At 57.8% G+C, this 24,353-nt stretch carries 23 protein-coding genes and 2 tRNA genes; 11 read left to right on the top strand and 14 right to left on the bottom strand.

Annotation, left to right across the window (positions count from 1 at the left end):
* The 7 genes from gspK to gspE all read right to left on the bottom strand — a co-directional run bounded on the left by gspK (position 1) and on the right by gspE (position 5,922).
* On the bottom strand, positions 1 to 999 hold the full coding sequence (gene gspK / locus ACAM27_RS10965; protein WP_014421644.1) for a type II secretion system minor pseudopilin GspK: 999 nt from the start codon (positions 997 to 999) through the stop codon (positions 1 to 3).
* Positions 992 to 1,756 carry a type II secretion system minor pseudopilin GspJ gene (gene gspJ, locus ACAM27_RS10960; protein ID WP_369611933.1) on the bottom strand — a complete coding sequence of 255 codons (765 nt, stop codon included), beginning with the start codon at positions 1,754 to 1,756 and terminating at the stop codon, positions 992 to 994. The genes gspK and gspJ overlap by 8 nt, the downstream gene beginning before the upstream one ends.
* The gene (gene gspI / locus ACAM27_RS10955; protein WP_369611932.1) at positions 1,756 to 2,133 is read right to left on the bottom strand and encodes a type II secretion system minor pseudopilin GspI; all 378 of its coding nucleotides are present in this window, start codon (positions 2,131 to 2,133) and stop codon (positions 1,756 to 1,758) included. The genes gspJ and gspI overlap by 1 nt, the downstream gene beginning before the upstream one ends.
* Positions 2,130 to 2,657 carry a type II secretion system minor pseudopilin GspH gene (gene gspH / locus ACAM27_RS10950; protein WP_014421646.1) on the bottom strand — a complete coding sequence of 176 codons (528 nt, stop codon included), beginning with the start codon at positions 2,655 to 2,657 and terminating at the stop codon, positions 2,130 to 2,132. The genes gspI and gspH overlap by 4 nt, the downstream gene beginning before the upstream one ends.
* A 6-nt stretch (positions 2,658 to 2,663) precedes the next feature.
* Positions 2,664 to 3,110 carry a type II secretion system major pseudopilin GspG gene (gene gspG, locus ACAM27_RS10945; RefSeq protein ID WP_031210904.1) on the bottom strand — a complete coding sequence of 149 codons (447 nt, stop codon included), beginning with the start codon at positions 3,108 to 3,110 and terminating at the stop codon, positions 2,664 to 2,666.
* A gap of 88 nt (positions 3,111 to 3,198) precedes the next feature.
* The gene (gspF, locus tag ACAM27_RS10940) at positions 3,199 to 4,410 is read right to left on the bottom strand and encodes a type II secretion system inner membrane protein GspF (protein WP_369611931.1); all 1,212 of its coding nucleotides are present in this window, start codon (positions 4,408 to 4,410) and stop codon (positions 3,199 to 3,201) included.
* 3 nt (positions 4,411 to 4,413) lie between these two features.
* A complete protein-coding gene (gspE, locus tag ACAM27_RS10935; RefSeq protein WP_014421649.1) occupies positions 4,414 to 5,922 on the bottom strand; it encodes a type II secretion system ATPase GspE in 1,509 nt (502 codons plus the stop codon).
* A 206-nt stretch (positions 5,923 to 6,128) separates the two neighbouring features.
* Between gspE and ACAM27_RS10930 the strand changes: the two genes are divergently transcribed.
* The 7 genes from ACAM27_RS10930 (at position 6,129) to ACAM27_RS10900 (ending at position 13,562) form a co-directional block, all read left to right on the top strand.
* Positions 6,129 to 6,785 carry a type II secretion system protein N gene (locus tag ACAM27_RS10930; RefSeq protein WP_011784840.1) on the top strand — a complete coding sequence of 219 codons (657 nt, stop codon included), beginning with the start codon at positions 6,129 to 6,131 and terminating at the stop codon, positions 6,783 to 6,785.
* An 8-nt stretch (positions 6,786 to 6,793) separates the two neighbouring features.
* The gene (locus tag ACAM27_RS10925) at positions 6,794 to 7,453 is read left to right on the top strand and encodes a transglutaminase-like cysteine peptidase (RefSeq protein WP_183578147.1); all 660 of its coding nucleotides are present in this window, start codon (positions 6,794 to 6,796) and stop codon (positions 7,451 to 7,453) included.
* A gap of 123 nt (positions 7,454 to 7,576) precedes the next feature.
* On the top strand, positions 7,577 to 9,181 hold the full coding sequence (locus ACAM27_RS10920; RefSeq protein WP_369611930.1) for an FAD-binding oxidoreductase: 1,605 nt from the start codon (positions 7,577 to 7,579) through the stop codon (positions 9,179 to 9,181).
* 7 nt (positions 9,182 to 9,188) lie between these two features.
* A complete protein-coding gene (locus ACAM27_RS10915) occupies positions 9,189 to 10,787 on the top strand; it encodes a glycerol-3-phosphate dehydrogenase/oxidase (RefSeq protein WP_369611929.1) in 1,599 nt (532 codons plus the stop codon).
* Positions 10,780 to 12,339 carry an FGGY-family carbohydrate kinase gene (locus ACAM27_RS10910; RefSeq protein ID WP_369611928.1) on the top strand — a complete coding sequence of 520 codons (1,560 nt, stop codon included), beginning with the start codon at positions 10,780 to 10,782 and terminating at the stop codon, positions 12,337 to 12,339. Before ACAM27_RS10915 ends, ACAM27_RS10910 begins: the two co-directional genes overlap by 8 nt.
* A 66-nt stretch (positions 12,340 to 12,405) precedes the next feature.
* Positions 12,406 to 12,771 (top strand): antitoxin Xre/MbcA/ParS toxin-binding domain-containing protein, encoded by a 366-nt coding sequence (locus tag ACAM27_RS10905; RefSeq protein ID WP_369611927.1) that lies wholly within the window; start codon positions 12,406 to 12,408, stop codon positions 12,769 to 12,771.
* On the top strand, positions 12,768 to 13,562 hold the full coding sequence (locus tag ACAM27_RS10900) for an RES family NAD+ phosphorylase (RefSeq protein ID WP_369611926.1): 795 nt from the start codon (positions 12,768 to 12,770) through the stop codon (positions 13,560 to 13,562). The genes ACAM27_RS10905 and ACAM27_RS10900 overlap by 4 nt, the downstream gene beginning before the upstream one ends.
* Here ACAM27_RS10900 and ACAM27_RS10895 read toward each other — a convergent pair.
* The 4 genes from ACAM27_RS10895 to ACAM27_RS10880 all read right to left on the bottom strand — a co-directional run bounded on the left by ACAM27_RS10895 (position 13,510) and on the right by ACAM27_RS10880 (position 18,776).
* Positions 13,510 to 14,955 (bottom strand): efflux transporter outer membrane subunit, encoded by a 1,446-nt coding sequence (locus tag ACAM27_RS10895; RefSeq protein ID WP_369611925.1) that lies wholly within the window; start codon positions 14,953 to 14,955, stop codon positions 13,510 to 13,512. The two genes, ACAM27_RS10900 and ACAM27_RS10895, sit on opposite strands and share 53 nt — an antisense overlap.
* Positions 14,956 to 14,959: 4 nt before the next feature.
* Positions 14,960 to 16,894 (bottom strand): MacB family efflux pump subunit, encoded by a 1,935-nt coding sequence (locus ACAM27_RS10890; RefSeq protein WP_369611924.1) that lies wholly within the window; start codon positions 16,892 to 16,894, stop codon positions 14,960 to 14,962.
* Positions 16,891 to 18,045 carry an efflux RND transporter periplasmic adaptor subunit gene (locus ACAM27_RS10885; RefSeq protein WP_369611923.1) on the bottom strand — a complete coding sequence of 385 codons (1,155 nt, stop codon included), beginning with the start codon at positions 18,043 to 18,045 and terminating at the stop codon, positions 16,891 to 16,893. The genes ACAM27_RS10890 and ACAM27_RS10885 overlap by 4 nt, the downstream gene beginning before the upstream one ends.
* A 125-nt stretch (positions 18,046 to 18,170) precedes the next feature.
* A complete protein-coding gene (locus ACAM27_RS10880; RefSeq protein WP_023008268.1) occupies positions 18,171 to 18,776 on the bottom strand; it encodes a LysE/ArgO family amino acid transporter in 606 nt (201 codons plus the stop codon).
* Positions 18,777 to 18,865: 89 nt separating this feature from the next.
* On the opposite strand from ACAM27_RS10880, the gene ACAM27_RS10875 reads away from it, so the two are divergent.
* The 3 genes from ACAM27_RS10875 to ACAM27_RS10865 all read left to right on the top strand — a co-directional run bounded on the left by ACAM27_RS10875 (position 18,866) and on the right by ACAM27_RS10865 (position 21,131).
* On the top strand, positions 18,866 to 19,738 hold the full coding sequence (locus ACAM27_RS10875; RefSeq protein WP_369611922.1) for a LysR family transcriptional regulator ArgP: 873 nt from the start codon (positions 18,866 to 18,868) through the stop codon (positions 19,736 to 19,738).
* Positions 19,739 to 19,984: 246 nt separating this feature from the next.
* Positions 19,985 to 20,191, top strand: coding sequence for a cold-shock protein (locus ACAM27_RS10870; RefSeq protein ID WP_011784828.1), 207 nt, complete (start codon positions 19,985 to 19,987; stop codon positions 20,189 to 20,191).
* A 193-nt stretch (positions 20,192 to 20,384) separates the two neighbouring features.
* On the top strand, positions 20,385 to 21,131 hold the full coding sequence (locus ACAM27_RS10865) for a DUF3581 family protein (RefSeq protein ID WP_014421662.1): 747 nt from the start codon (positions 20,385 to 20,387) through the stop codon (positions 21,129 to 21,131).
* Here the strand turns inward: ACAM27_RS10865 and ACAM27_RS10860 are convergent.
* Positions 21,113 to 21,964 (bottom strand): putative RNA methyltransferase, encoded by an 852-nt coding sequence (locus ACAM27_RS10860; RefSeq protein WP_113879757.1) that lies wholly within the window; start codon positions 21,962 to 21,964, stop codon positions 21,113 to 21,115. The genes ACAM27_RS10865 and ACAM27_RS10860 overlap by 19 nt on opposite strands.
* A 149-nt stretch (positions 21,965 to 22,113) precedes the next feature.
* On the opposite strand from ACAM27_RS10860, the gene ACAM27_RS10855 reads away from it, so the two are divergent.
* Positions 22,114 to 23,841 (top strand): putative bifunctional diguanylate cyclase/phosphodiesterase, encoded by a 1,728-nt coding sequence (locus ACAM27_RS10855; RefSeq protein ID WP_369611921.1) that lies wholly within the window; start codon positions 22,114 to 22,116, stop codon positions 23,839 to 23,841.
* Between the two features lie 238 nt (positions 23,842 to 24,079).
* Here the strand turns inward: ACAM27_RS10855 and ACAM27_RS10850 are convergent.
* Positions 24,080 to 24,153, bottom strand: a tRNA-Cys gene (locus tag ACAM27_RS10850).
* 57 nt (positions 24,154 to 24,210) lie between these two features.
* Positions 24,211 to 24,286: transfer RNA gene (locus tag ACAM27_RS10845), tRNA-Gly, on the bottom strand.
* Positions 24,287 to 24,353 lie beyond the last annotated feature (67 nt).

Genomic DNA, 24,353 nt, shown 5'->3' with positions numbered 1-24,353 from the left:
TTATCCTTCTGAGAAAGTGTAAGGTTCCTTGGTAATGCGATTCTTCTGCCCGGTATCCCTGTGAACCGTCCGGACTTCGCCCTCCGGGTTTCTATACACGGTGCTGACCATATTGACGACACGATTATCGTAGGTAATCCGTGAGACAACTTCAAAAAAACGGGTCTGAAGCGTTAACCCGTTGGCTTTCAGCCCCATCCCCGAGAACTCCGGCAGTGCCAGGAAATCCTGAAGGTTTTCGAAACGTTCTTCTTCGCGCTTGGCAATAATCGATTCCGCCTGAGCCTCATTCATATCCTCGTGCAGACTCATCAGAACCTGGGCCGTCGCGGTATTCACGTTAATGCCGACGCCGGAGACTGGCAGCGCCACCAGATGAGGCCGCAGCGCAGCATAGATTTCCTCGGTCATGCCCTCAATCAGACGCAACTCGGTAATGGAAACAAAGGGCTGGTTGCCAGTGCGATACGGAGGGTCTGCCATCAGATACTGGCCGTCTTCGGCACCATAAGCGCTGATGGCCTGGTCGTCGGCGTCCATCCAGTCAATGAGCGGGTCTACGGTGAGGCCAGTGATACCCAGAGCACGAAATAACCGGGTGAGCCGGTCTTTGGTGATGGGGTCCACTTCTCCGCTCGCGGTAACCAGATCGTTCAGGTTGATTCTGCCTCCAAGATCATCGATCTGGACCTCGGCAACACCACTGTCGTCCAGAGGCAGAATGGCAGCGTGCATGGCCCAGAACTCATCCGGGCTGTCGACCATCACACTGTTTTCCTTATCCTCTTCGTAGTCCCGAACCAGAATACGCTTGGCAAATTCCTCGGCACCCAGAGCAATACTCTGGCCTTGTTGCTGGGCCAGGTAATGGCCAGCCTTGAACACCCGCAGGCTTTGCTGGCGGGTCATGCCCGATGCCATCAATACCACCAGAGCCATCGCCAACAGCACCATGATCAGTGCGACGCCCTGCTGCCTGCTCCCGGCAAACTTAATCATTGCCGGTCACCCCGCCCGCGGCCTGGCCAGATCCGTCTTCAGCCGCGTCATCTTCCGACTCGGCCTGAGTCTCCTGTTGCTGATTGATCACCGCCTGAGCCTGCGACGGTTCAAAATCCGGCAAACTGAACGTGCGGACCAACTCACCAAAGCGTTCATGTTCCAGTGTAATCTCAATCCCGCGAGGCAAAGAGATGTCGGGTCGGGTTCCCGGGGTCATCTGCGCCAGAGCATCATCTTCCGGCCATTGCTCCTGCCAGTTACCGTTCTCATCCAGAAACCGGATTTCAAACTCCAGAACCTCGTCCAGCATCAGAATGTCCAGGCTTTCGTCTTCCTGCCCCTGATCCACCACAGGCCAATACCGACGGCGCAGTTCAGTTCCGGTATATTCCCAGCCGACGCGCTGCAGACCGCTACGCCGGAGACCAAGCGGATTGCGCCAACCCTGGCGGGTCAGCATCAACGCAAACGCATCATCCCTTGAGGTTAAGGACGGTGAATAATCACCATAAACATCCCGGGCGGGCCGGTTGATGATCTGGGTGATGTCACGTTCCAGCAGCAACATGGTTTTCTGCAAGCCGTCGAACGCCTGGGCAACCTCATCCACCCGGTCCCGGGAGTTCATTACACTGCTCACCACCTGCCAAACACCCAGCCCGATCACGGCTGTGATAGTGACGGCAATCAGTACCTCCATCAGCGTAAAACCGGACTCCCCGGCTAACCTGACCTGGCGCGCGGGCATGCCCATCAGGTTTCTCCCAGGAAGGCAGCCACGGTATGAACAGCAAACGGTTCCGACTGCGCCCCGGAGTATTTGGCTACGGTTACCTCAATCCGCCGCATCGTGGGCTCTGCCGTAGCCTCAACAACGGTGGTGACCCGCCAGCGGAAATTTCCGAAGTCGGTATCTTCCGAATTCTCCGAAATCCCTGGCAGCTCATCCTGAAGCCGTAGTTCGTTAATCCGGTTTTCCGCCACCCAGCCTGCCAGCGTCTTGTCACGTATGCGCTCAAAACTGGTGATGTAATTCCCGCCCACTTCGGCGGCGGCCGTTGCAATCAGACCGAACACAAGCAATGCGACGAGGACTTCAATCAGGGTGAAACCACGCTGAGGCCGACTCATGACTCATCCCCGGAACCAGGTTTGCGCCATTCCAACGGCGAGACGCCATCTGAAGCAACTACGTGCATCAGGTCAGTGTCCCGGCCCAGGGTGAATTCGATTTCAAACGGTGTGGTTTCACCACTGGAGAAGAACACCACGTCTGGCCTGAGCCGATCCTCGGCCGAGGCCAGTCGCGGAGCGTCACTTTCAATATACTGGGTAACGGTCAACCATTCCGGGAGGGTTCGCTTGTGGAATATGCGCTCACCTGAGGATTTCCACTCGCCTGTCTTATCCTGAAACGCCACGAACCGATAACCGTCTTCTTCCAGCAGCAAGCCCATTTCCAGGTTATTGAGAACCGCCTGTTCCTGTGCCGTTTGCATCAGGAGGTAGAGCTCCCGAACCTGGCTTTCCAGCTCGCGCTGCTGGGAGCTGCCGGCCATATTGAACACCGCCAGTGCCGCCAGCAGTCCGACGATGATCAGGACTACCAGAATCTCGATCAGCGTAAAGCCGTTTTGGTCAGCCCTGCGGCCCACAATCAATCAGTTCCCGCTGTCCCAGACACTGATATCAGCGGCATCGCCATCCCCGCCTTCCTGGCCGTCAGAACCATAGGAATACAGATCGTACGGCCCGTCTACACCAGGGCTGACATACTGGTAGTTGTTACCCCAGGGGTCTTCGGGAACATTTTTTAGGTAGCCGTCCGGGTTCCAGTTCTTCGGCTCAGGGCTGCCGCTGGGCTTGTTGACCAGTGCTTCAAGGCCCTGCTGGGTAGAGGGATAATGGCTGTTGTCCAGGCGATACAGGTCCAGTGCGTTGGCGATGTTACTGATCTGGGTTTCGGCCACCGTTACTTTGGCCTGATCACTGCGCCCCATGATGTTGGGCGCCACAATTGCCACCAACAGGCCGAGAATGACCATCACTACCATGATTTCGATCAGGGTGAAGCCCTTGGTCCGGGCCAGCGCTTTCGGTTGGTTCATGCTCATAGTTTCACTCATCTTGGGTCCGTTGTTTCTCGTCGCTTTCAGAAAAGTTTTCTGGCTTCCTTGCTGGCCCGACGGCGGGCCATCATCCCACCAGGTTGCTCATGTTCAGAATCGGCAGCATGATCGCCAGAACAATAATCAGCACCACAGCCCCCATGAACAGCAGCATCATGGGTTCAAACAATCCCACAATAGCGGCGATCTTGGATTGCAGGGTGTTTTCCTGCATGCGGGCCGTGCGTTCAAGCATACTGTCCAGCTCGCCACTGGCCTCGCCACTGGCAATCATATGCAGCATCATTGGCGGGAAGTAACCGGTCTGGTCCAGTGAACGGTGCAACGATCCCCCTTCACTGACCTTCCGGGCAGCCTCCCGCAGTTCCTGCCGGAGGTAATCGTTGGAAAGCACCTCCCCTGCAATGCGCATGGCTTCAACCAGTGGTACACCACTGGTGGTCAGAATGCTCAGGGTACTGGCGTAGCGAGCCGTATTCACGCCTCGTACCATGCCTGCAAACAGCGGCAGGTGAAGTAGCCGCTTGTGAAACTTCAGACGCACCGCCGGCTTGGTCAACGCGAAACGGAACCCGATGATCGCCACCACCAGCAAGATTAGAAGGTAGACTCCGAAACTACCGAGAAATTCCGACACCGAGAGCATAGCTACCGTCAGCGCGGGCAGCTCCTGCCCCTGCTTAAGAAAGACTTCGATAATGTCGGGCACCACATAGGTGAGCAGGAACACCACAATGGCAATAGCTACGACACTCAGGATAATCGGGTAAATGGCAGCCAGCTGAATCTTCTGGCGGGCTTCCTGGCGGCTTTCCGTGTAGTCCGCCAGCCGGTTCAGCACCAGGTCAAGATGCCCGGCATGTTCACCGGCAGCGACCGTGGAGCGGTAGAGCCGGGGAAAGGCCTTGGGGAATTCACCGAAGCTGTCCGCCAGTGTGTAGCCTTCCATCACCTTGGCCCGGATCGCAATCAGCATGCTGCGAATCCGCGGCTTGGTGGATTGCTGGGCGGCCGCACTCAGTGCCTGCTCGACCGGAATCCCGGACTGGATTAGCGTGGCCAGCTGTCGGGTGACCAGCGCGAGATCAGCTGCGCTCAGAGAACCGCGGCTACTTAGTGGGTTGCTACGGGCCTGTTTTTCTACGGCCGCTTCCACCGCCAGCGGGGTCAGCCCCTTTTCCCGGAGTTGCTGGCGCACCGCCCTGGGCGCGTCGGCTTCCAGCACGCCCTGTTTCTGCTTGCCTCTGGCATCCAGTGCTTTGTATTCGTAGGCCGGCATGGATTACTGGCTCCGGTGGGTCACACGCAGTACTTCTTCCACCGTGGTTACGCCATCCAGAATCTTCTGAACGCCATCGGCATGAATACTCGGGCTGTGCAGGCGGGCCTCCCGTTCCAGATCCAGCTCCCCTGCGCGTTTATGAATAAGGGTGCTGATTTCTTCCGTGATCTCGACCACCTCGTAGATACCAATCCGGCCCCGATAGCCCAACTGGTTACAATGCTCACAGCCTTTGGCGCGGAAGATGGTGGGCGGGTTGGCCGGGTCCTGCTGGAGGAACTCACAATGCTCTTCGGTAGGAATATAGGGCTCGCGGCAGTGGGTACAGAGTACCCGCACCAGCCGTTGCGCAACGATACCGACAAGACTGGAGGAGATCAGGAAAGGCTCGATACCCATGTCCATCAAACGGGTAATGGCACCCACGGCGGTATTTGTGTGCAGGGTAGACAACACCAGGTGCCCGGTCAGACTCGCCTGAACGGCAATCTCCGCGGTTTCCAGATCCCGGATTTCCCCGATCATCACCACATCCGGATCCTGGCGCAGAATGGCTCGCAGGCCCCGAGCAAAGGTCATATCCACTTTCGGGTTCACCTGGGTCTGCCCAATCCCCGGCAGGTTGTACTCGATCGGATCCTCGACCGTCAGTATGTTGCGGCTGCGATCATTGATTTCCTGCAGAGAGGCGTAAAGCGTGGTGGATTTACCGGAACCTGTGGGACCGGTCACCAGCAGAATACCGTACGGACGATAGATCAGCTTGCGCAGGGTTTTCAGATCCTGCCCGGCCATGCCGAGTGACTCCAGCCGAATGGTGCCCGCCTGTTTGTCGAGCAGGCGCAGTACCACCCGTTCACCACTGGACGAAGGCATGGTCGACACCCGGATATCAACTTCCCGGCCGGCCACCCTCAAAGCAATGCGGCCGTCCTGGGGTACCCGCTTTTCGGCAATATCGAGTTTTGCCATAACCTTGATCCGCGAGACCAATAATGGTGCCAGCGCCCGCTTGGGCTGGACCACTTCCCGCAACACGCCGTCAATCCGGAACCGGACAATCAGCTGTTTCTCATAGGTTTCGATGTGAACGTCCGAGGCGTTGGTTTTGACCGCCTCGGTAAGAATGGCGTTAATGAGGCGGATAATGGGAGCGTCATCTTCCTGCTCCAGCAGATCCTCCGTTTCCGGAACTGAGTCCGCCAAGGAGGCCAGATCCATGTCGTCACCGATCCCCTCCACCATTTGCATGGCTTCCGCCGAATCGTTCTGATAGGCGGCATTCAGGGCCTGATCGAAGCGGTCCGGCTCAACGGTAGAGAACTTCGCCCGCCCACCGCTCACGCGGTTTGCCTCGGCCAGTGCGGTGTGGGAAGCCCCCGGGCGCACTAGAATGACCGGCTCGCCCTCTTCGTTGCGGGTAAGGATGACTCCGTTACGCTTGGCGAAGGTAAAGGGAAGTCGGCCCAGCGGCGCATCCTGCGGCTGAATGTCGGTTTGGGTGGTCAAGCTCGTCCTCGTTAAATCCGTCTGGTCACTGATTGTTCTTATGGGGCCACCCATTACGACGGCCCTCCACGTTGTCAGCGTAAGCAAAAAGGCTACCACAGGAATGGGAACCACTGAACAACTCTATACACTATACTGCCACTAATTCATTGCAGTCTGATAACCTGTGAGCTTTTTACGATTTCCCAATGCATTCAGGAACGACAATGCTTGCAATTGATCGAAGGACTCCGCTGCTTCTGGCCATAGCAGCAGCAACGGCCATGCTGGCGCTGACCGGCTGGCAAGGCTATCAGTTCTGGCAGAATGAAACCCAACGTACCCCGCCCCAACCGACCCGGGAAGCTTCAACAGGTGCAGATCAGGCCAGAACCGTGCCTGATGTTCAGTTGTCGGATCTGGAAGTGTTCGGCTCGGCGACTGCCACCCCGCAAAGTGAAGACACCAACACAGAAAATCTGCCGGAAACCAATCTGCGCCTCTCCCTGCGTGGTGTCCTGGCAGCAGACGGCGACTTCCCCGGCAGCGCCCTGATCGAAGATGACAAAGGCAAAACCGAGGCCTTTCTGGTAGGTGATGAACTGCCCGGAAATGCCAGGCTTCGTACTGTGTTTGCCAATCGGGTCATCATTGAGCGATCCGGCAAACTGGAAAACCTCTACTTCCCGGAGACCGAAGATCGCTCCGGGGTCGATTTCGCAAGCAATGACGAGCCTGCTTACGAAGCTCCCCCACAGCAAGAGGTTCAGGTGCAGAGAGCACGCCCCCAGACCAGCGCCTCGTCGGCCGACCAGCAACAGCGGCGAGAGGAAATTCGTCAACGGCTGGAACAGTTACGCCAGCGGCTTCAGAACAACAACTGAGGCCCGCCATGGAAGCGGCAAGCAGACTCACACGTTGCCAGTCCCTGTTGCTTCCCCTCATCCTTACCGTGTCTGTTGTCAGCGCTCTTGAACTAAGCAGCCGCCTGATGACCTATGTGTTGGAAGAGTTCGGCGAAGCCGCGCACCAGCGACTTGAGAACTGGCAACGCCTGCACGCGCTGGCTGCCAACGCTCCGACAGATCGCCAGCTTCGGCTGGTTAATTCCTTCTTCAACCGGGTGACGTTTGTCAGCGACATCCGCCACTGGGGCCAGGAAGACTACTGGGCCACGCCGGTGGAGTTGCTCACCACCAACGGCGGTGACTGTGAAGACTTCTCCATCGCCAAGTACCTCACCTTGAGGGCCATGGGCGTCCCGGATGACCAACTCCGGATTATCTACGTCAAGGCACTGGAGTTGAACCAGGCCCATATGGTCCTGGCCTGGTATAAAACGCCGGGCTCCGACCCGTTGATTCTCGACAACCTGATCAATGACATCAAACCGGCATCCCAGAGAAACGATCTGGAACCGGTATACAGCTTCAACGGTGAAGGCCTGTGGCTGAACCGCACATCCGGCGACAATGCCAGAATTGGCGATGCCCGGAAGCTGGAGCATTGGCGGGATCTTAACGACAGGCTGACCGAAGCCCTCCGCCCTTAAAAAGAAGGCGCTATGAGTACCGATTGTCGGTAAATGACAGCGAGCTTGTCGCTCTCTGACACTGGTAACGGCCGGCCAGCCGTTAGAATGCCCGCAATTCGATAAACGATGGAGCAGCACAGAATGCGACGCTGGAATGGATGGGGTGACGAACAGTTCTCACTGGAATTACCGGAGCAAGGTCAGGCCTTTCTCACAGATCGTGTGGGAGGCGGCTCCCCGCTGGCGGATATCACCCTGCATGCAGCCTGTGAGCAGGTTCCGGAATCCCGGTTGCCCTCAGACCCACAGGTTGATGACCTGATCGACCGAAGCCCGGAAACCCGGGTCCGACACGCCCGGGGCCAAAGCCTGCCAGACTGGCTGGCCATGCGCAGCGGTGATATTGGCGAGTTCCCGGACGGCGTGGCCTTCCCGAACACCAGTACCGATGTACGCGCCCTGCTCCATTACGCCAACGACAAGGATATCCAACTGATCCCCTACGGGGGTGGCACCAGCGTAGCTGGGCACATCAACCCGGTAGACCAGGGCAAACCGGTTCTGACCGTCAGCCTTGCGAACCTTAACCGCCTGATGGATCTGGATCGGGAGAGCCAGATCGCCACCTTCGGAGCAGGCACCCCCGGCCCGCTGGTGGAATCCCAGTTAAGAGCCCATGGCTATACCCTGGGACACTTCCCTCAGTCGTTCGAGCTCTCCACGATTGGCGGCTGGGTGGCATCCCGCTCCAGTGGCCAGCAGTCACTGCGGTACGGCCGCATAGAACAGCTGTTTGCCGGCGGCCGGATTGAAACCCTGCAAGGCACCCTGACAATCCCCACCATTCCGGCCTCCAGCGCCGGCCCGGATGTCAGGGAAATGATCCTCGGTTCCGAGGGCCGGCTGGGCCTGATTACCGAGGTCAAAGCCCGGATCAGCCGTCTGCCTGAACAGGAAAGCTTTCATGTGGTGTTCTTCCCGGACTGGGACAAGGCCCGAACCGCCGCTCGCAAGCTGGTTCAGAACCGGGTTCAGCTTTCCATGCTACGACTGAGCAACGCCATTGAAACCGAAACCCAGCTGGCACTGGCCGGGCATCCGAAACTGATCGGGCTACTGGAACGTTTTCTGGCTTTCCGCGGTGCGGAAGACGGCAAATGCATGATGACCTTTGGCGTAACCGGCAGCAAAGCCCAGTGCCGGGGAGCACTTGCGGAGGCCCGCAAACTCTGCAGTGACTACAAAGGGGTCTATACCGGCACAAAACTTGGCGCCAAGTGGGCGGAGAAACGCTTCACCATGCCCTACCTGCGCGAAGCCCTGTGGCAAATGGGCTACGCCGTGGACACCCTGGAAACCGCCACCGACTGGGACAACGTTGATACCCTGATGAACCGGATTGAAACCAATCTCAGGGAAAGTCTGGCAGACAGGAACGAGCGAACCCACGTATTTACCCACCTGTCCCACTTTTACGGCCAGGGTTGTTCCATCTATACAACCTATGTTTTCCGGGTTGCGGATAGCTATGACGAGACCCTGAGCCGCTGGCAACATCTGAAGAACACCACCTCAGACCTTATCGTGCGGCACCGGGGCACCATCAGCCATCAGCATGGCGTAGGCAAGGACCATGCCCCCTTCCTCCCTGTCGAAAAGGGAGAGCTGGGTATGCGTGCAATTCGTTCGCTGACCCAGAGCTTTGATCCGGACCAGCGCCTGAACCCCAAAACTCTGCTGGATTGAAGTGATCATGGATCGACAACAGATACTGGAAAACCTGAAGGGCGAAACGCCGACCTTCGATGTGGTAGTGGTCGGCGGCGGCATTACCGGCGCCGGCGTTGCCCGCGAAGCCGCGGGCAGCGGCTTGAAGACGTTGCTGGTGGAGCAGAAAGATTTCGCCTGGGGCACCTCCAGCCGCTCTTCCAAGATGGTCCATGGCGGACTTCGCTATCTGGCCAGCGGACACATCGGGTTAACCCGCGATGCCGTCCGGGAACGCGAACGCATGTTGCAGGAAGCGCCTGGACTGGTCGATCCACTGCCTTTCCTGATGCCCCACTACAAAGGCAGCTTCCCGGGCCCCGGGCTGTTACAGATGCTGCTGGCCATTTACGACCGCCTGGCCGGCACCCGCAGCCATCAGAAATATACGCCAGCGGAAACCCTGAACTGGGCCCCGGGGCTCGATACTGCCAACCTGCGCGCCACTAGTCGTTTTACCGATGCGGTGACAGACGATGCCCGCCTGGTCCAAAGGCTGATTGCCGAAGCCTCCCACGACGGCGCCATGTGCCTGAACTACGTCGCCGCGACCGCCGTCGACCGGGATGATAACGGAACTGTCTGCGGATTAAGACTGACTGCCGAAGAAAATGCAAAGCAGAGCGCCATCACGGTCAATACCCGATGCGTTATTAACGCTACCGGCGCCTGGGCCGATCGGTTGCAGAAACAATCAGCGACGGATCACCCGCTCACTATCCGACCGCTGAGAGGCAGTCACCTGGTCATTCCGTGGCACAAGCTGCCGGTGACCTGCGCGGTTTCTCTGATGCACCCGGATGACCGAAGGCCTGTATTTGCCTTCCCCTGGGCAGGTGCCACGGTTCTGGGAACTACCGATCTCGAACACGCCAAAGATCTGAACGAGGAGCCGGCCATCACCGGCGGGGAAGTAAATTATCTGCTGCAAATTGCCACCCGTTTATTCCCCGGTGCGACCATTGAACGGGCCGACGTGCTGTCCACCTGGGCGGGCGTTCGACCTGTGGTCACCGACGGCGGAGGTAAAGCTCCGTCCCGGGAGAATCGGGAACACGCCATCCGGCACGACAATGGCCTGATCAGCATCGCCGGCGGGAAGCTCACCACCTTCCGCCAGATGGCACGACAGGCGTTGGCCATGGCCCTGGGTGATCAGCATGAAGATCGGCTTCGTAGCGACGAGCAACGGGTATTCACAGCCACGCCAAAAGACCGTAAACCCGATGATATTCCGGCGCTGACCTGGCATCGACTGGGCGGCTATTACGGCCCGCACCGCCGGTCAATCGTGACCAGCGGTGACGCCACCGAAATCCCGGACACCGGTGTGCTCTGGGCCGAACTGGAATGGGCCTGTCGCCATGAACAGGTTCAGCATCTGGATGATCTGATGCTGCGACGTACCCGCCTGGGGCTGGTCCTGCCTGACGGGGCGGCCAGTTTGCTTCCTGAAATCCGTAACCGATGCCAGAGCCTGCTAGGCTGGGATGATGCCCGCTGGCATCAGGAGCAAGAGCGATATCTGGCAACCTACCGTAAGGCCTATCAATTGCCGATGGGCGAGGATGCCCTGGATGCGTGAGACCCCACTGATACTGGCGATCGACAACGGCACGCAGAGCATCCGCGCCCTGCTGTTTGACACCCGGGGTAACTTGTTGGGCAAGGGCAAGCAGGAAATCGAGCCTTACTTTTCCGAGCAACCGGGCTGGGCAGAACAGCACCCGGAGTACTTCTGGGACAACCTTGGCATTGCTTGCCAGCAACTCTGGCAAACCACCAGCGCCCGCCCGCAGCAGGTGGTGGGCGTGACCGTTACCACGCAACGCGGCACGGTGGTCAACCTCGATCGTGAGGGCAAGCCCCTGCGGCCCGCCATCATTTGGCTGGATCAGCGCCATGCGCAGGTGGATGGGCCAGTGAAAGGCCCCTGGGGCTGGCTGTTCAAGCTTGCCCGCCTGGAAGACACCATCAGCCGATTCCGGGAAAAAACCCAGGCGAACTGGATTGCGCAGAATCAGCCGGATATCTGGGCGAAAACCCACAAGTACCTGCTGCTATCAGGCTACCTGAATTACCGACTGACCGGTGAATACCGGGATTCCACTGGCAGTCAGGTGGGCTACCTGCCCTTTGACTATAAACGTCAGTGCTGGGCCGGCCACCGGGATTTCAAATGGCAAGTGATGCCGGTGACCCCGGGAATGCTGCCTGAACTGATACCACCTGGTGAACAGATCGGAACCCTGCTGCCTGAGGCGGCGGCGCACCTTGGCCTGCCGGGTGGACTGCCCGTCATCGCCGCGGCATCGGACAAAGCCTGCGAAATTCTCGGCTCCGGCGGTCTGTCTCCGGAGACCGGCTGCATGAGCTATGGCACCACGGCCACCATCAACACCACCAATGCCCGCTATGTGGAACCCACCCGGTTCATGCCGCCGTATCCGTCTGCCCTGCCCGGCCACTATTCCACCGAAGTCATGATCTATCGGGGTTTCTGGATGGTGAGCTGGTTCAAACGGGAATTCGGGCTGCGGGAGCAGAAGCTGGCAGAACAGAAAGGTATTGAACCCGAAGCCCTGTTTGACGAACTGGTGAACGCCGTACCGCCAGGTTCCATGGGTTTGATGCTGCAGCCCTACTGGAGCCCCGGCGTGCGACAGCCAGGCCCGGAGGCCAAGGGTTCCATTATCGGCTTTGGCGACGTGCACACACGAGCTCACGTCTATCGGGCCATACTGGAAGGGCTGGCCTACGCCTTGAAGGAAGGCAAGGAACGCATCGAGAAACGCAGCGGCCAGGCTATCAAGCGGCTGCGAGTAGCAGGCGGCGGCTCCCAGAGTGATGCTGCCATGCAGTTGACGGCGGATATATTTGGCCTGCCGGCGGAACGCCCGCACACCTATGAAACCTCCGGACTGGGAGCGGCTATTGATGCCGCCGTGGGGCTGGGATTACACCCGGATTTCGACACGGCGGTACGGGCTATGACCAGAACCGGCCGGGTATTCGAGCCCAACCCGGAAGCATCTGCGCTTTATCAACGTCTCTACCGGGAGGTTTATCAGGATATGTATCCCCGCCTGCAACCACTGTACAAAAAGATCCGGGAGATTACTGGCTACCCGCGCTAACCCCGATGGTGACATTTTATTCAATAGAACCTATACTGATGAAATTTCATCACGGGAGGTCAGGGCATGTCAGAAGCGGTTCGCGTAGCACCGGAATCCAGCGATAAAGCTCTGCTGTCCAAGGCTCTGCTGAACGCGGCGAAAGCCTTTGGTCTGCCACAAGCGGAAATCGCAGCCGTGGTTGGCCGAAACCGCACAGGTCTGACCCGCGACGGCATCGATCCGGCCAGCAAGTCCGGTGAACTGGCACTGTTGTTTATCCGGCTATACCGTAGCGTCTATGCACTGACCGGCGGTGAACGGGAGGCCATGACCCATTGGCTGAACACGCCCAACCACTATTTTGATGATACACCCAGAGAGATGATCCAGACCACGGAAGGCCTGGTTCGGGTGGTTCACTACCTGGATGCCATGCGGGGGCGGATTTGAATTATCGGGAACGGATTGCCCAGTCCATCGCACCGCTGCAAGGCAGCCTGTTCCGGGTGGTGGAAAGTCAGGAAGACATCGCGACGGCCCGCATCGTAGACAGTATGCAGGAACAGAATCGACTGGAGGAACTGCTGGAAAGCAACAAACCACCGGTGCCCGGCACGGCACGAAAACGCCATTACCTGCTGACCACCCCGTTCCGCTACCCACCCCTGAAATACGGCTCACGTTTTGGCCGCAATTTCGAACCCAGTCTGTTTTACGGAGCCATGGCCATTCCCGCTGCCCTGGCGGAAACCGCGTTTTACCGGTTTGTGTTCATGAGCCACCTGAAAACCCCGTTCAAGCGCCCGTTAACCACCTTGCACACGGTGTTCAGCGCCCGATTCCGCACGGAACGAGGTGTTCGGCTGCAGTCTGAACACTGGCAGGATCTTCATTATACGCTGACAGATCCAGTCAGCTACCGGGAAAGCCAGGCTGTGGGTACCGACATGCGTAGCCTGCAAGTGGGCGCCTTCCAGTTTCTCTCAGCCCGCGCCCTGCAAGCCGGCCTTTACGCTCTTCCGTATCATCCAGACAACGGCGTTGAGGGCGTCAATGTGGCCTTGTTTAATGCCAGCGTGTTCCGGGACGCCGCACCCAGAAGTTATCAAAAACTGATTGCCGTGACGTCGCCCAGCCAGGTGTCCATGAGCCTGTCGGAACCGGATGGCAGTAAACAGGTTTACGAATTCAGCCTGGACCAGTTTCTGATAGAGGGCGAACTGCCTCAGCCGGCGCCGTAGCTTCTGCCGTTTCTCTCTCCTGAAGATCGGCCTGCCAGCCGCCTCCCAGCGCCTTGTACAGATCCACCGCTGCAATCAGCCGATTCAACCGCACCTGACTGAGTTGCTGCCGGGCATCAAATACGGTTCGCTGGCTTTCCAGCAAGGTGAGCAGGTCATCTGCCCCTTCCCGGTAACGCACTTCGGTCAACCGTAAGGTCTCTTCCGCCTGAGTCAAAATACTCTGTAACCGCTGCTCCTGACCCAGGTACAGCGCTTCTCTGTCGAGTGCATCCCCGACTTCCTGGAATGCCGAGAGCAGGCTGGCACGGTAATTCTCCAACAAAGCCACCCGCCGGGATTCCGAAATGGCCACATTGTTGCGACGCTGGCCTCCATCAAACAGAGTCTGGCTGAGGGCAAGCAGGCCATTGGCGGTTTGCAGTGGGTCTGCCAGGCTTAAAAAGCTGTTGGTAGAGAAGCGAACCGCGCCGCTGAGCGACACCGATGGCATCAAGGCCGCCCTGGCCTGCTCGACGTCCGCACTGGCGGCCATCAGCCGAGCCTCCTCAGCCGCCAGGTCCGGTCTTCGGGTAACCAGGCTGGCCGGCGTTTCCGGGTTGATCTCCGGCACTTGAACCGCAAGTAGCCCAGCCTCCGGAATCTCTTCCGTAAACGGATAATCCCCGGTCAGTAGCCGCAAAGCCGCTAACCGTTGCCGGGCCTGATACTCCAGTGGAGGCACCGCATTCTTCAGGTTCAGTACGGAGGTTTGCTGGCGGGACAATTCCGAGCGATCGGCCACACCGTTACGATACCGGGCCTCGACGAGGGCCAGTGTTTTTTCACCCAGTTCCAGATTCCGACGCGCAATATCCACGCGCTGCTGCAACTCCTGCCATTCGAACCAGGTACTGGCTACCGAGGCCACCAGCGTCATTCGGGCGGCGTCATAGTCATACTCCGAGGCCTGGAAACCAGCGAGAGCCCCGGCTTCCGCGGCGGATAGGCGACCCCAGAGATCCAGCTCGTAGTCAACCGACAGCCCGAGGCTACTCGAACCACTGGTGACACGATCTTGACCGGAGGCCTCGCTTGCCTGCTTACCCGTGCTCCCCGACGCACCAAGGGTCGGCAGCAAGGCAGCTCCGGCGTTGCGCAACTGCAAATCTGCCTGAATCACTGCCTGAGCGGTGGCAGCCAGATCCGGATTATTCGAAAGTGCCCGGTCTATTAAACGGTTGAGTTCTTCATCATCGAAGGTATACCACCAACGCGCACCAACCGCTTCGCCGGCGCCAGCCCCGATGTGCCACTGGGCCGGCGGATTCACCGGCCGCTCGATGGGTTGTGGCTGAAAGCCGGCACAGCCGGTCAACAACACCGACACCAGTGCAATATGGCGAACGCTCATAACATTACTCCGAGGCCAGTGCATGAACAGGGTCCAGATGGGCGGCCTTACGGGCGGGCAGAAATCCGAACAGCAGGCCCGTGGCAAAAGCGCAACCAAAGGCCAGAGCCATGGGTAGCAGCGTCATGTGAATAGGTGTTCCCAGTGAGCCAATAATCCGGGTTGCCGCAATGCCGATGACAACACCAATCAACCCGCCAATGGCCGATACCAGCCAGGCCTCGGTCAGAAACTGCTGCAGGATATTCCATGCCCGGGCACCGGTGGCCATGCGAATACCGATCTCGCGGGTACGTTCGGTGACGCTCACCAGCATGATATTCATAACCCCGATACCACCCACAAGCAGGGAAATTGCTGCAATAGAGCCCAGCAGCCAGGTGAGTGTATTCTGGGTTTCCGAAATGGTTTCAATCAATGAAGCCATGTTGCGGATAGTAAAGTCCTCAATACCATGGCGGGCCATCAGAGTGTCGTGGATGAGGGCTTCGATCTCATCCATACGATCGATATCGGCGACAGCCACGGTGATGTTGCGCAGGTGTGTTTGCCCGAAGATGCGCAGGCTGCCCGTGGTGTAGGGAACAAACACCACATCGTCCTGGTCCTGCCCCATGGGAGAGGCGCCTTTTTCATCCATCACACCAATCACCTGAAACAGCACGTTGTTAACCATCAGGTGTTTGCCGAGAGGGCTTTCGTCGGGAAACAGGGCGTTGGCGGTGGTTTTGCCGAGTACCGCCACAGCTGCATAGCTGGCTTCATCCTCGGCGCTGAAGAAGGTGCCTTCAACGATAGGCCACTGGCGGGCAACCGGGAAGCGGAAGGAGGTGGCATTGATCTCGGCCGAGTGATCCCGGTTGGAATAGCGCAGCGTCTGGCCGCCAGTCAGTTCAGGTATTGCTGCAAGAATACCCTCTATCTCATTGATTGCTTTGAAGTCAGATGGTACCAGCGTGGTCACGCTCCAGCGCCCACCCCGCTGATCGGGCCCACCGGGGCGCACCAGCAGCAGATCACTGCCCATGGTGCTGATTCTGTCGACCACATCCTTTCGGGCCCCCTCCCCGATCGCCAGCATGGTGATCACTGAGGCAACCCCGATTACGATGCCAAGCAGGGTCAACGCCGTCCGAAACAGGTTACTGTGCAGGGAACGCACCGCGCTTTTCAGGGCTTCCTGCCAGTCGCCAAGGCGGGAACGGCGACGGCCATTCTGGTCGGTTGCTGGCATCGGGACCGAGGGCACTTCTGCGCCGGTGTCCTCAACAATCTCACCATCGGCAATGCGAATCTGCCGTCGAGCCACGGTTGCCACATCGGGGTCGTGGGTGATCAGGATAATGGTGTGGCCCTGCTCAGAAAGATCGGTTAACAGCCGGATCACTTCCTGGCTGCTTTTGCTGTCCAGAGCACCGGTCGGTTCGTCTGCGAAGATCAACTGGCCGCCATTCATCAGGGCCCGAGCAATAGACACTCGCTGTTGCTGACCACCCGATAACTGTGCCGGCCTGTGCGACAGCCGCTCGCCCAGCCCAAGCCCGGTGAGTAACCGTTCTGCCCTTGCGTGCCGCTCGGCCGGCGCCATTCCGGCGTAAATGGCGGGGATCTCCACATTCTCACGGGCAGTCATCCCGGGCAGCAGGTTGTAACTCTGGAATACAAAACCAAAGGCGTCACGCCGAAGCAGTGCCAGTTCGTCCCGGTCCAGGGCGGATACGTCCCTGCCATCGAATCGGTACTGGCCAGCGCTGGGCTGATCCAGACAGCCGAGGATGTTCATCAGGGTAGACTTGCCGGAGCCCGATGGCCCCATAATAGCCACAAACTCACCGGGCCAGATCTTCAGATCAATGCCTTTGAGTACAGGAACCGCCAGTTCACCCTCACCAAAGGATCGGGTAATGCCATGAAGCTCAATCAACGGCCGCGGACTCATCTCAGCATACCCCGAAAGGCAGATCTGCCATCACCCTGAGCGGCCCGTGGATCCCGGTTTGCGAGCACGACCTGGTCACCCTCGCTCACCCCGGACCGCACCTCCACGTATACCCGGTTGCTGATGCCGGTTTCGATGTCCCGAATCTGTGGCTGCCCTTTTGCATCCAGGACCTTGACCTGGTTTCTCGCCACCGCACTGACCGGCACCCGCAATACATTCAGCGCCTCATCCTGGATAAAGAATACCTGGGCGGTCATCTGGGGCAACAACCGCCCCTCCTGGTTATCGACCGTAAACAGGGCGTTGTAGAGCACCACGTTGTTGGTTACTTCGGGAGTTGGCTCAATGTACTGCAACTCTCCATAGAGCTTATGCTCGGCATCGCCGAGTGTGGTGAAGTACACCCGCATGCCTGGTTGCAGCTTGCCGACGTCGGCCTCGGACACCTGGGCACGCACCCGCATGGTGCTCAGGTTGGCAATGCGCATAAGCAACGGCGCGGTCTGGCTCGCGTTCAGGGTTTGTCCCTGGCGGGCCTCAATAGAGACCACGGTCCCGTCCATGGGCGCATAGATTCGCGCATAACCCAGGTTGGCTTCCTCGGCCCGCAGTGTAGAGGAGGTCTGTTCAATCTGGGCTTCAAGCATGGCCAACTGCGCCCGGGCGGACGCTAAAGATGCTTCGGCGGTCTGCAGGGATTCCCGTGTGGTCGCGTCTTCGCGCCATAGGTTCTGCTGGCGCTGGAACTGGATCTCCGCCAGCCGCAGCTGGGCCTTGCGATCGGCTAACTGGGCCTGCTGGTTCTTCAGCTGGGCGCGGGTGGCATCCACTTTCGCCACATACACGGTAGGGTCGATTTCCGCCAGCAGATCGCCAGTGCTAACGGGTTGGCCCACTCTTACGTGAATCAGCTCCAGCTGACCGGAAACCTGTGCACCCACATCCACATAATTACTCGGTTCAAGCACGCCGGTGGCCGAAACCAGATTCTGGATGTCCCCTCGGCTCACCGCCACGGTATTCAACGCCGGCTCATTGCCGTTACCGTTGCGGGCATACCAATAGGCAGCGAAAGCCAAAGCGCACAGTACAACCAGAAATCCAACCCACTTCAGCCAGCGATGCCCGGCACGGGTAGCAGAGGCCATTCAGATATCTCCACGAGTTCAAATCAGACCGAACCATAGAGAACTGATACCGGAAAAAGAAGCCGGGGATCAGGGTTTTGCGAAACCTTTACACGAACGATCTCAGGCGCAAAGAGGATATAGGGTTACAGCCCTCCTGCAGCGAGCTGAATAGCAATCGCAGCCATCATCAGGCCGATAACACCGTCAATCACACGCCACGCCGCAGGCCTGGCCAACCAGGGCGCCAGCCGGGAACCGGCCCAGGCCAGCGCGCCGAACCAAAGTACCGACGCGCTGCTGGCTCCCGCCACGAACGTGGCCGGATCCGATTGCTGGGCTCCCACTGCTGGAATTAGCAGTAACGTATCCAGGTAAACCTGGGGATTCAGCAAGGTGACAGCCAAGGTTGTCAGGATCACGCCTTTGACGGTGCTGCGCCGAGCTTCCCCTGCCGCCAGTGACGCCCTCCCCTTCAGAACCCGATAGAACGCCTGTCCTGCCAGCAAACCGAGGAACCCAACGCCCAGCCATCTGAGCACGTCCAGCGCCTCGGGCATGGCCATCAGTGCCGCACTCACACCAAACATGCCCAGAGTGAACAGCAGGATATCCGAGGTCATACACAAACCGGCCGACCACCAATGGTGTTCGCGACGAATGGCCTGACTGAGAACGTAGGCATTCTGGGCACCAATAGCCACGATGATGCCGCCACACACAACCAGGCCTGTCAGATAACTCTCAAACACCACTGCACTCCTTATGATTAATGGCGAAAGCCTACCCCGTTACCGCTATACTTGAAATTCATCCTGTTAATACCTGATAAGTTTTTCTTATGCTTGACTACAAATTGCTGGAAGCCCTTGCGGCCGTGGTCGACGCCGGCGGTTTTGACAAAGCCGGCGACATGCTGGGCATCAGCCAGTCCGCCATTTCTCAGCGAATTCGTACACTTGAAGTCAGGCTTGGCCAGCCTGTGCTGGTGCGAAGCCAAAACCCAAGAGCAACGCCCGCAGGCCAGAGATTACTCAATCATGTTCATCAGGTGCGCCTGCTGGAACGCGACCTGACCAGTTCCATTCCCTCCCTGGCCGAACCAGCCACTCGATTTCGCGTCGCGCTCAATGCGGACAGCCTCGCAACCTGGTGGGCCTCTGCCGTCGGCGACTTCTGTACCGAAGAGGGAATACTTCTGGACATGGTGGTAGAAGACCAGGACGTCGGATTGCGGCGCATGCGCGAGGGCGATGTAGCCGCCTGCCTTTGCAGCAGCCCTCAGCCGGTTGCCGGCGCCCGGTGCATACCGCTGGGAGTGATGACGTATCAGCCATTGGCCACACCGGACTATAGCCGCCGCTTTTTTCCGGACGGGCTGAACAACGGGAGCCTGCAATCCGCGCCCGCCATTGTGTTTGGGCCCAACGATCAACTCCAGCATCGGTTCCTGGCCCAGGTGGGCTATCAGGGCAAATTTCCGCACCACCTGTGCCCTTCATCCGAAGGCTTCGTAAAGCTTGCGCTGGCCGGCATGGGCTATGGAATGATTCCTGAAATTCAGGCCCGGGAGCATATCCAGGCAAATCGACTGGTTAATATCGCCCCGGGCAGCAGCCTGGAAGTACCGCTTTACTGGCACTTCTGGCGACACGGTGGGGAGTTGATGTCCCGGTTAACGCGCAAACTGCAGGATTCGGGCGAGTTGGTTTGAGTGGTTTCCGGTGATCAGGGTATCTGCCTAGAAAAAATAGCTATGCAAACCATCGAGACAGGAGTACAGTGGCGGTCGTTGGAAAGATTTAGCAAAGCATTCATCAATAAGACGCATCCCTGTTGTTATAAGTAGTGTTCGTCCTGTTTTTGATCACGCCAGTTTTTATGTTTCCGCACACCGCTGACCTGCCCTCACAACGAGACCAGGCAGCACATTAAATGATTGAATTCAGGATAGTAAAATATGTCTACTGTTACCGGTACTGTTAAGTTCTTCAACGAATCCAAAGGCTTCGGCTTTATCACTCGTGAAGGCGGCCCGGACGTTTTCGTTCACTACAGCGCCATTCAGGGCGGCGGCTTCAAGACTCTGGCAGAAGGCCAGCAGGTTGAATTCACCGTGACTCAGGGCCAGAAAGGTCCTCAGGCGGAAAACGTAGTTGGTCTGTAATTAACAGCCCAGTACGATCAAAAAGGCAGCTTCGGCTGCCTTTTTTGTTGCCTGAATTTCCCTGTTCGTCCGTATTCATCCTTATTAGTACCATGGTCGGGCTCACCTTGAGCCACGCTAAGGCCTATAATGCCTGCTCGGGTGAATTCACTCCCCAGGCCCTCGAGGCTCAGCAAACCAGAAAAGGCCCACCATGTTTTCTGAACAGTTCTATTCCGTCCAGGACGGACGTATTGTGATTTCCGCACCCCAGGCCAGCTACTTTGCCAAAGAGATCGCCGGGGACTTCAATCCGATCCACGATCCGGACGCCCGTCGTTTTTGCGTGCCCGGCGACCTGCTGTTCACCATTGTGGTGTCCCGTTTCGGGCTCTCAGAAAATATGACCTTCAAGTTCCGTAACCTGCTTGGTGCCGAGGTTCCGCTTGAGTTCCGCGAAAGCGAAAATGGCGAAGCCATCAACGTTGTCGACGAAGCCGGTAAGGTCTACCTGGAAGTTACCCGTAAAGGCGCGGTAACCCGGGATGAAAAAGTGATCGAAGAGTTCAGTCGGTGCTATGTTGCGGCGTCCGGGAAAAACTTTCCGCACACGCTCAAGCCCTTGATGGAATCACACGGGGTGATGTTCAATCCCGACCGGCCAATGGTGATGTATGAGAGCATGAGCCTGGCTCTCACACAGTTGGAGAACCCTCACCCAGACCTCGAACTGAACAACGCGGATCTGGAAGTTGCGGGTAAACGCGGCAACGTAACGCTTGAATACAACCTGCAGTCTTCAGGCAAAACCGTAGGCGAGGTTGCCAAGCGGCTGGTACTGGGCGGCCTTCGGGAGTACTGCCCTGAGGCCATGGCCGGCATCATCGAGGAATTTTACCGGCTCAAGGCGAGAGGCACCCGCTGGGGGATGGAAAGCGCTGATCAGCCGGCAGGATTATAACGCTCAAACGTTTGCTGGCAGACATCCACGGTTACCGATAACGTTTTCAGCGCCGCAGCCCGTGCCCTACCTTCCGCACTCGCCCGGTAGAGGTGTGGAGTCATTGCCAATAAATCGGCAATGGGCTCGGCGCCTTCGAGATGCACTGTAAAGCGTAAGTCCTGAGTGCCGATTCGCCGAAATCCTTCTGGTACCAGAGCCACTTTACGGGAGTCTGCGCGAACTTCCGGATAGACAATCTCCCGCAACTCCCTCAGATGATCCTGGCCGGCGTCTACCTGTACCAGTCGCCCGCCTGGCCGTAAAACCCGCGCGAACTCCGGATACACCGGGAACCCGAAAAGGCAAAGCACACGGTCGACTGAAGCTGGTAACACCGGCAGATTGGCATTGCTGCCAACCACCCAACCTGCGCGTTTTTCCATGCGCGCCGCCGCCAGCACCGCCCACTTGGAAATGTCCAGTCCGAGCAACGATAGTGAGATTTCGCCCTCCTGGGACGCTAGTTGGCGCAGATAATAGCCCTCACCACAGCCGGCATCCAGACAACTGAGTTCGCTGCCCCTGGCAGCGTCGTTCAGGATTGCAGCCGACACGGCATCCGCAATCGGGCGATAGTACCCCGCCTCAAGAAAGCGCTGGCGCGCGGCCACCATGACTTTGCTGTCACCGGGTTCTTTCGAGCGCTTTTTCTGAACTGGCAGCAAATTTACGTAGCCCTGGCGGGCAATATCGAAGCTATGGCCCTGCGGACAGCGCCAGACTTTGTCTTCCCGCTGCAGCGGGTTGCCGTCGAGTGGACAGGCGAGAGAGTCAAAGGAAGTGATGTTCACTGAGCGTCCAAACGTTGGAAATGCCGGGCTATTCTAACAAGGAATACCCCATCAGGCTCGCAAACGGAGGAATGGCTTCCTATTCTTGTTGTGAACGACTGAAAAGCGCATAGATGCGTTCTCACCCACCGGGAGGAGTCTCGTCCGTCATGGATAAGAAGAAGGACAGATCGTCGTCACCGTCACAATCGGAGCAAAGTGAACAGAAGTTCCATGAGTTGATTGAGAGCCTGCCGATGGTTGCCGTTCAGGGCTACGACCGGAATCGGAGGGTCATCTACTGGAATGAAGCCAGCACAAGACTATACGGATACTCCAGAAATGAGGCTAAGGGAAAACGGCTGGAGGACCTGATTATTCCGGAAGCCATGCGCGAAGCCGTCATTGAGGCCCACACCAACTGGCTCGATCACAACATCAGCATTCCCGCAGAAGAACTGGCACTGAAACACAAGGATGGCCACTTGGTTCCCGTTTACTCCAGCCATGTCATGATCAAACAGGATACCGGCGAGTGCGAAATGTTCTGTATCGACATCAGCCTGGAAGAACAAACGCAAACCAAGGCAGAACTGGTTCGCCGCGCCAGCTTTGATGATCTTACCGGGTTACCCAACCGACGCCTGATGGAATCTGAGCTTGAAAGCCGGCTGGCCGAAGCAGATCGCTGCAATCGCGAAGTTGCAGTGATCTTCATGGACCTGGACAACTTCAAACTGATTAACGATACCCTCGGCCACTATCAGGGCGACTCCCTCCTCAAATCGGTTGCCGACACCTTAAAGCAGGAATTGCGACACAGCGATCTGCTCTGCCGTTTCGGAGGAGACGAGTTCGTTCTGTTACTGTTCGATTTCCATGGCCCTGAAGGCATTCATGAATTACTTCAACGGCTGGTCAAGGCACTCGAAAGCAAGGTGCAGCTTCACGGTGATTGCTATCAGGTATCGGCAAGCTTTGGCGTCAGCCTGTACCCACACAATGGCGGCACCGCAACGGAACTTATGGGCAACGCAGACGCGGCCATGTACCGGGCAAAGGAGATCGGAAAGAATACGGTCTGCTTCTACACCTCTGATATCAACGACCGGCTCGTCAAATACCAACAGATTACCGCCCTGCTCCGACAAGCCCTGACGAATGGCGGATTGGAACTTTACTACCAGCCACAGATAGATCTGAGAACTGGCGGGACCACCTCCTGCGAGGCGCTGTTGCGGTGTTTCGACAAGGCATCAAACCTTGTCTCCCCTGCGACATTTATCCCGGTCGCTGAAAAATCCGGACTTATAAACCGTATCGGTGACTGGGTCATCGATGCCGCATGCAAACAGCTCAAAGCCTGGCAGGGAACTGAGCTCGCGGGCGTACGCATTGACGTCAATTTGTCCGGTCGCCAACTGACCAATCCACACCTGGCTGACCAGATCCTGGAAACCATCAAACACTATGGTTTGAAACCTGAGCAACTTGGGGTAGAACTCACGGAAAACGAGGTGTTTGGGAGCGAAGAAGACCAAACCAGGCAACTGGAGCGCCTCAAGGCTGCCGGGCTCCATATATCCATTGACGACTTCGGCACCGGATACTCTTCCCTGGTTTATCTTCGGAAGCTCCCGGTATGCAGCATCAAGATCGATCGAAGCTTTCTTCACTATGCCATGGAAAACGAAAGCGACATGGCCATCATGAAAGCCATGGTTACGGTCGGCCAGAGTCTCGGGTTGAGCATTCTCGTAGAAGGTGTAGAGACCGAGCAACAGGCAAAGCTGATACGGGATCTCGGATGCGATTTCGCCCAAGGCTTTCTTTACGCCAAACCAATGCCGGCGAAAGCGGCAGAGGCATTTATGAAGCCCCTGGCTTCACGCAGTTAATGAGCAACAAACATGGCCTGGCGTCCTTGCGATCAGCCCTTTTGAAGGGATAGGTCTAACACCACCGGAGTATTCTCAGGCATATAACGTTCGTTGCAGGTACTGGCATTAATGAGACGGGTTTCGCCCTGCAGGTACTCACCATAGCCCTCATGAATATGCCCGAAGACATGAGCCTTCAGTATCAGCCGAGGACTACTGCCCAAGATCACAAGACTTTGATATAAGGGAGTAAAAATGGAGGCGCGGGTCGGAATCGAACCGGCGTACACGGAGTTGCAGTCCGCTGCATAACCACTCTGCCACCGCGCCGGGGAAGCCTGGATTCTGGCTTTTGCTCTCAGGAGGCATTGAGAGACTTGGAGAAATTGGAGCGGGAAACGAGATTCGAACTCGCGACCCCAACCTTGGCAAGGTTGTGCTCTACCAACTGAGCTATTCCCGCTCTAATGTTTCAGAGGCATTGCCTCGTCAACGGCTGCGTATTCTACGGATTCCGCCTTCGCCGTCAA

Origin of the sequence: Marinobacter sp. RI1 (assembly GCF_041155085.1) — a bacterium.
GTDB lineage: Bacteria > Pseudomonadota > Gammaproteobacteria > Pseudomonadales > Oleiphilaceae > Marinobacter > Marinobacter nauticus.
This window is presented reverse-complemented; position numbering and strand designations above follow the sequence as displayed.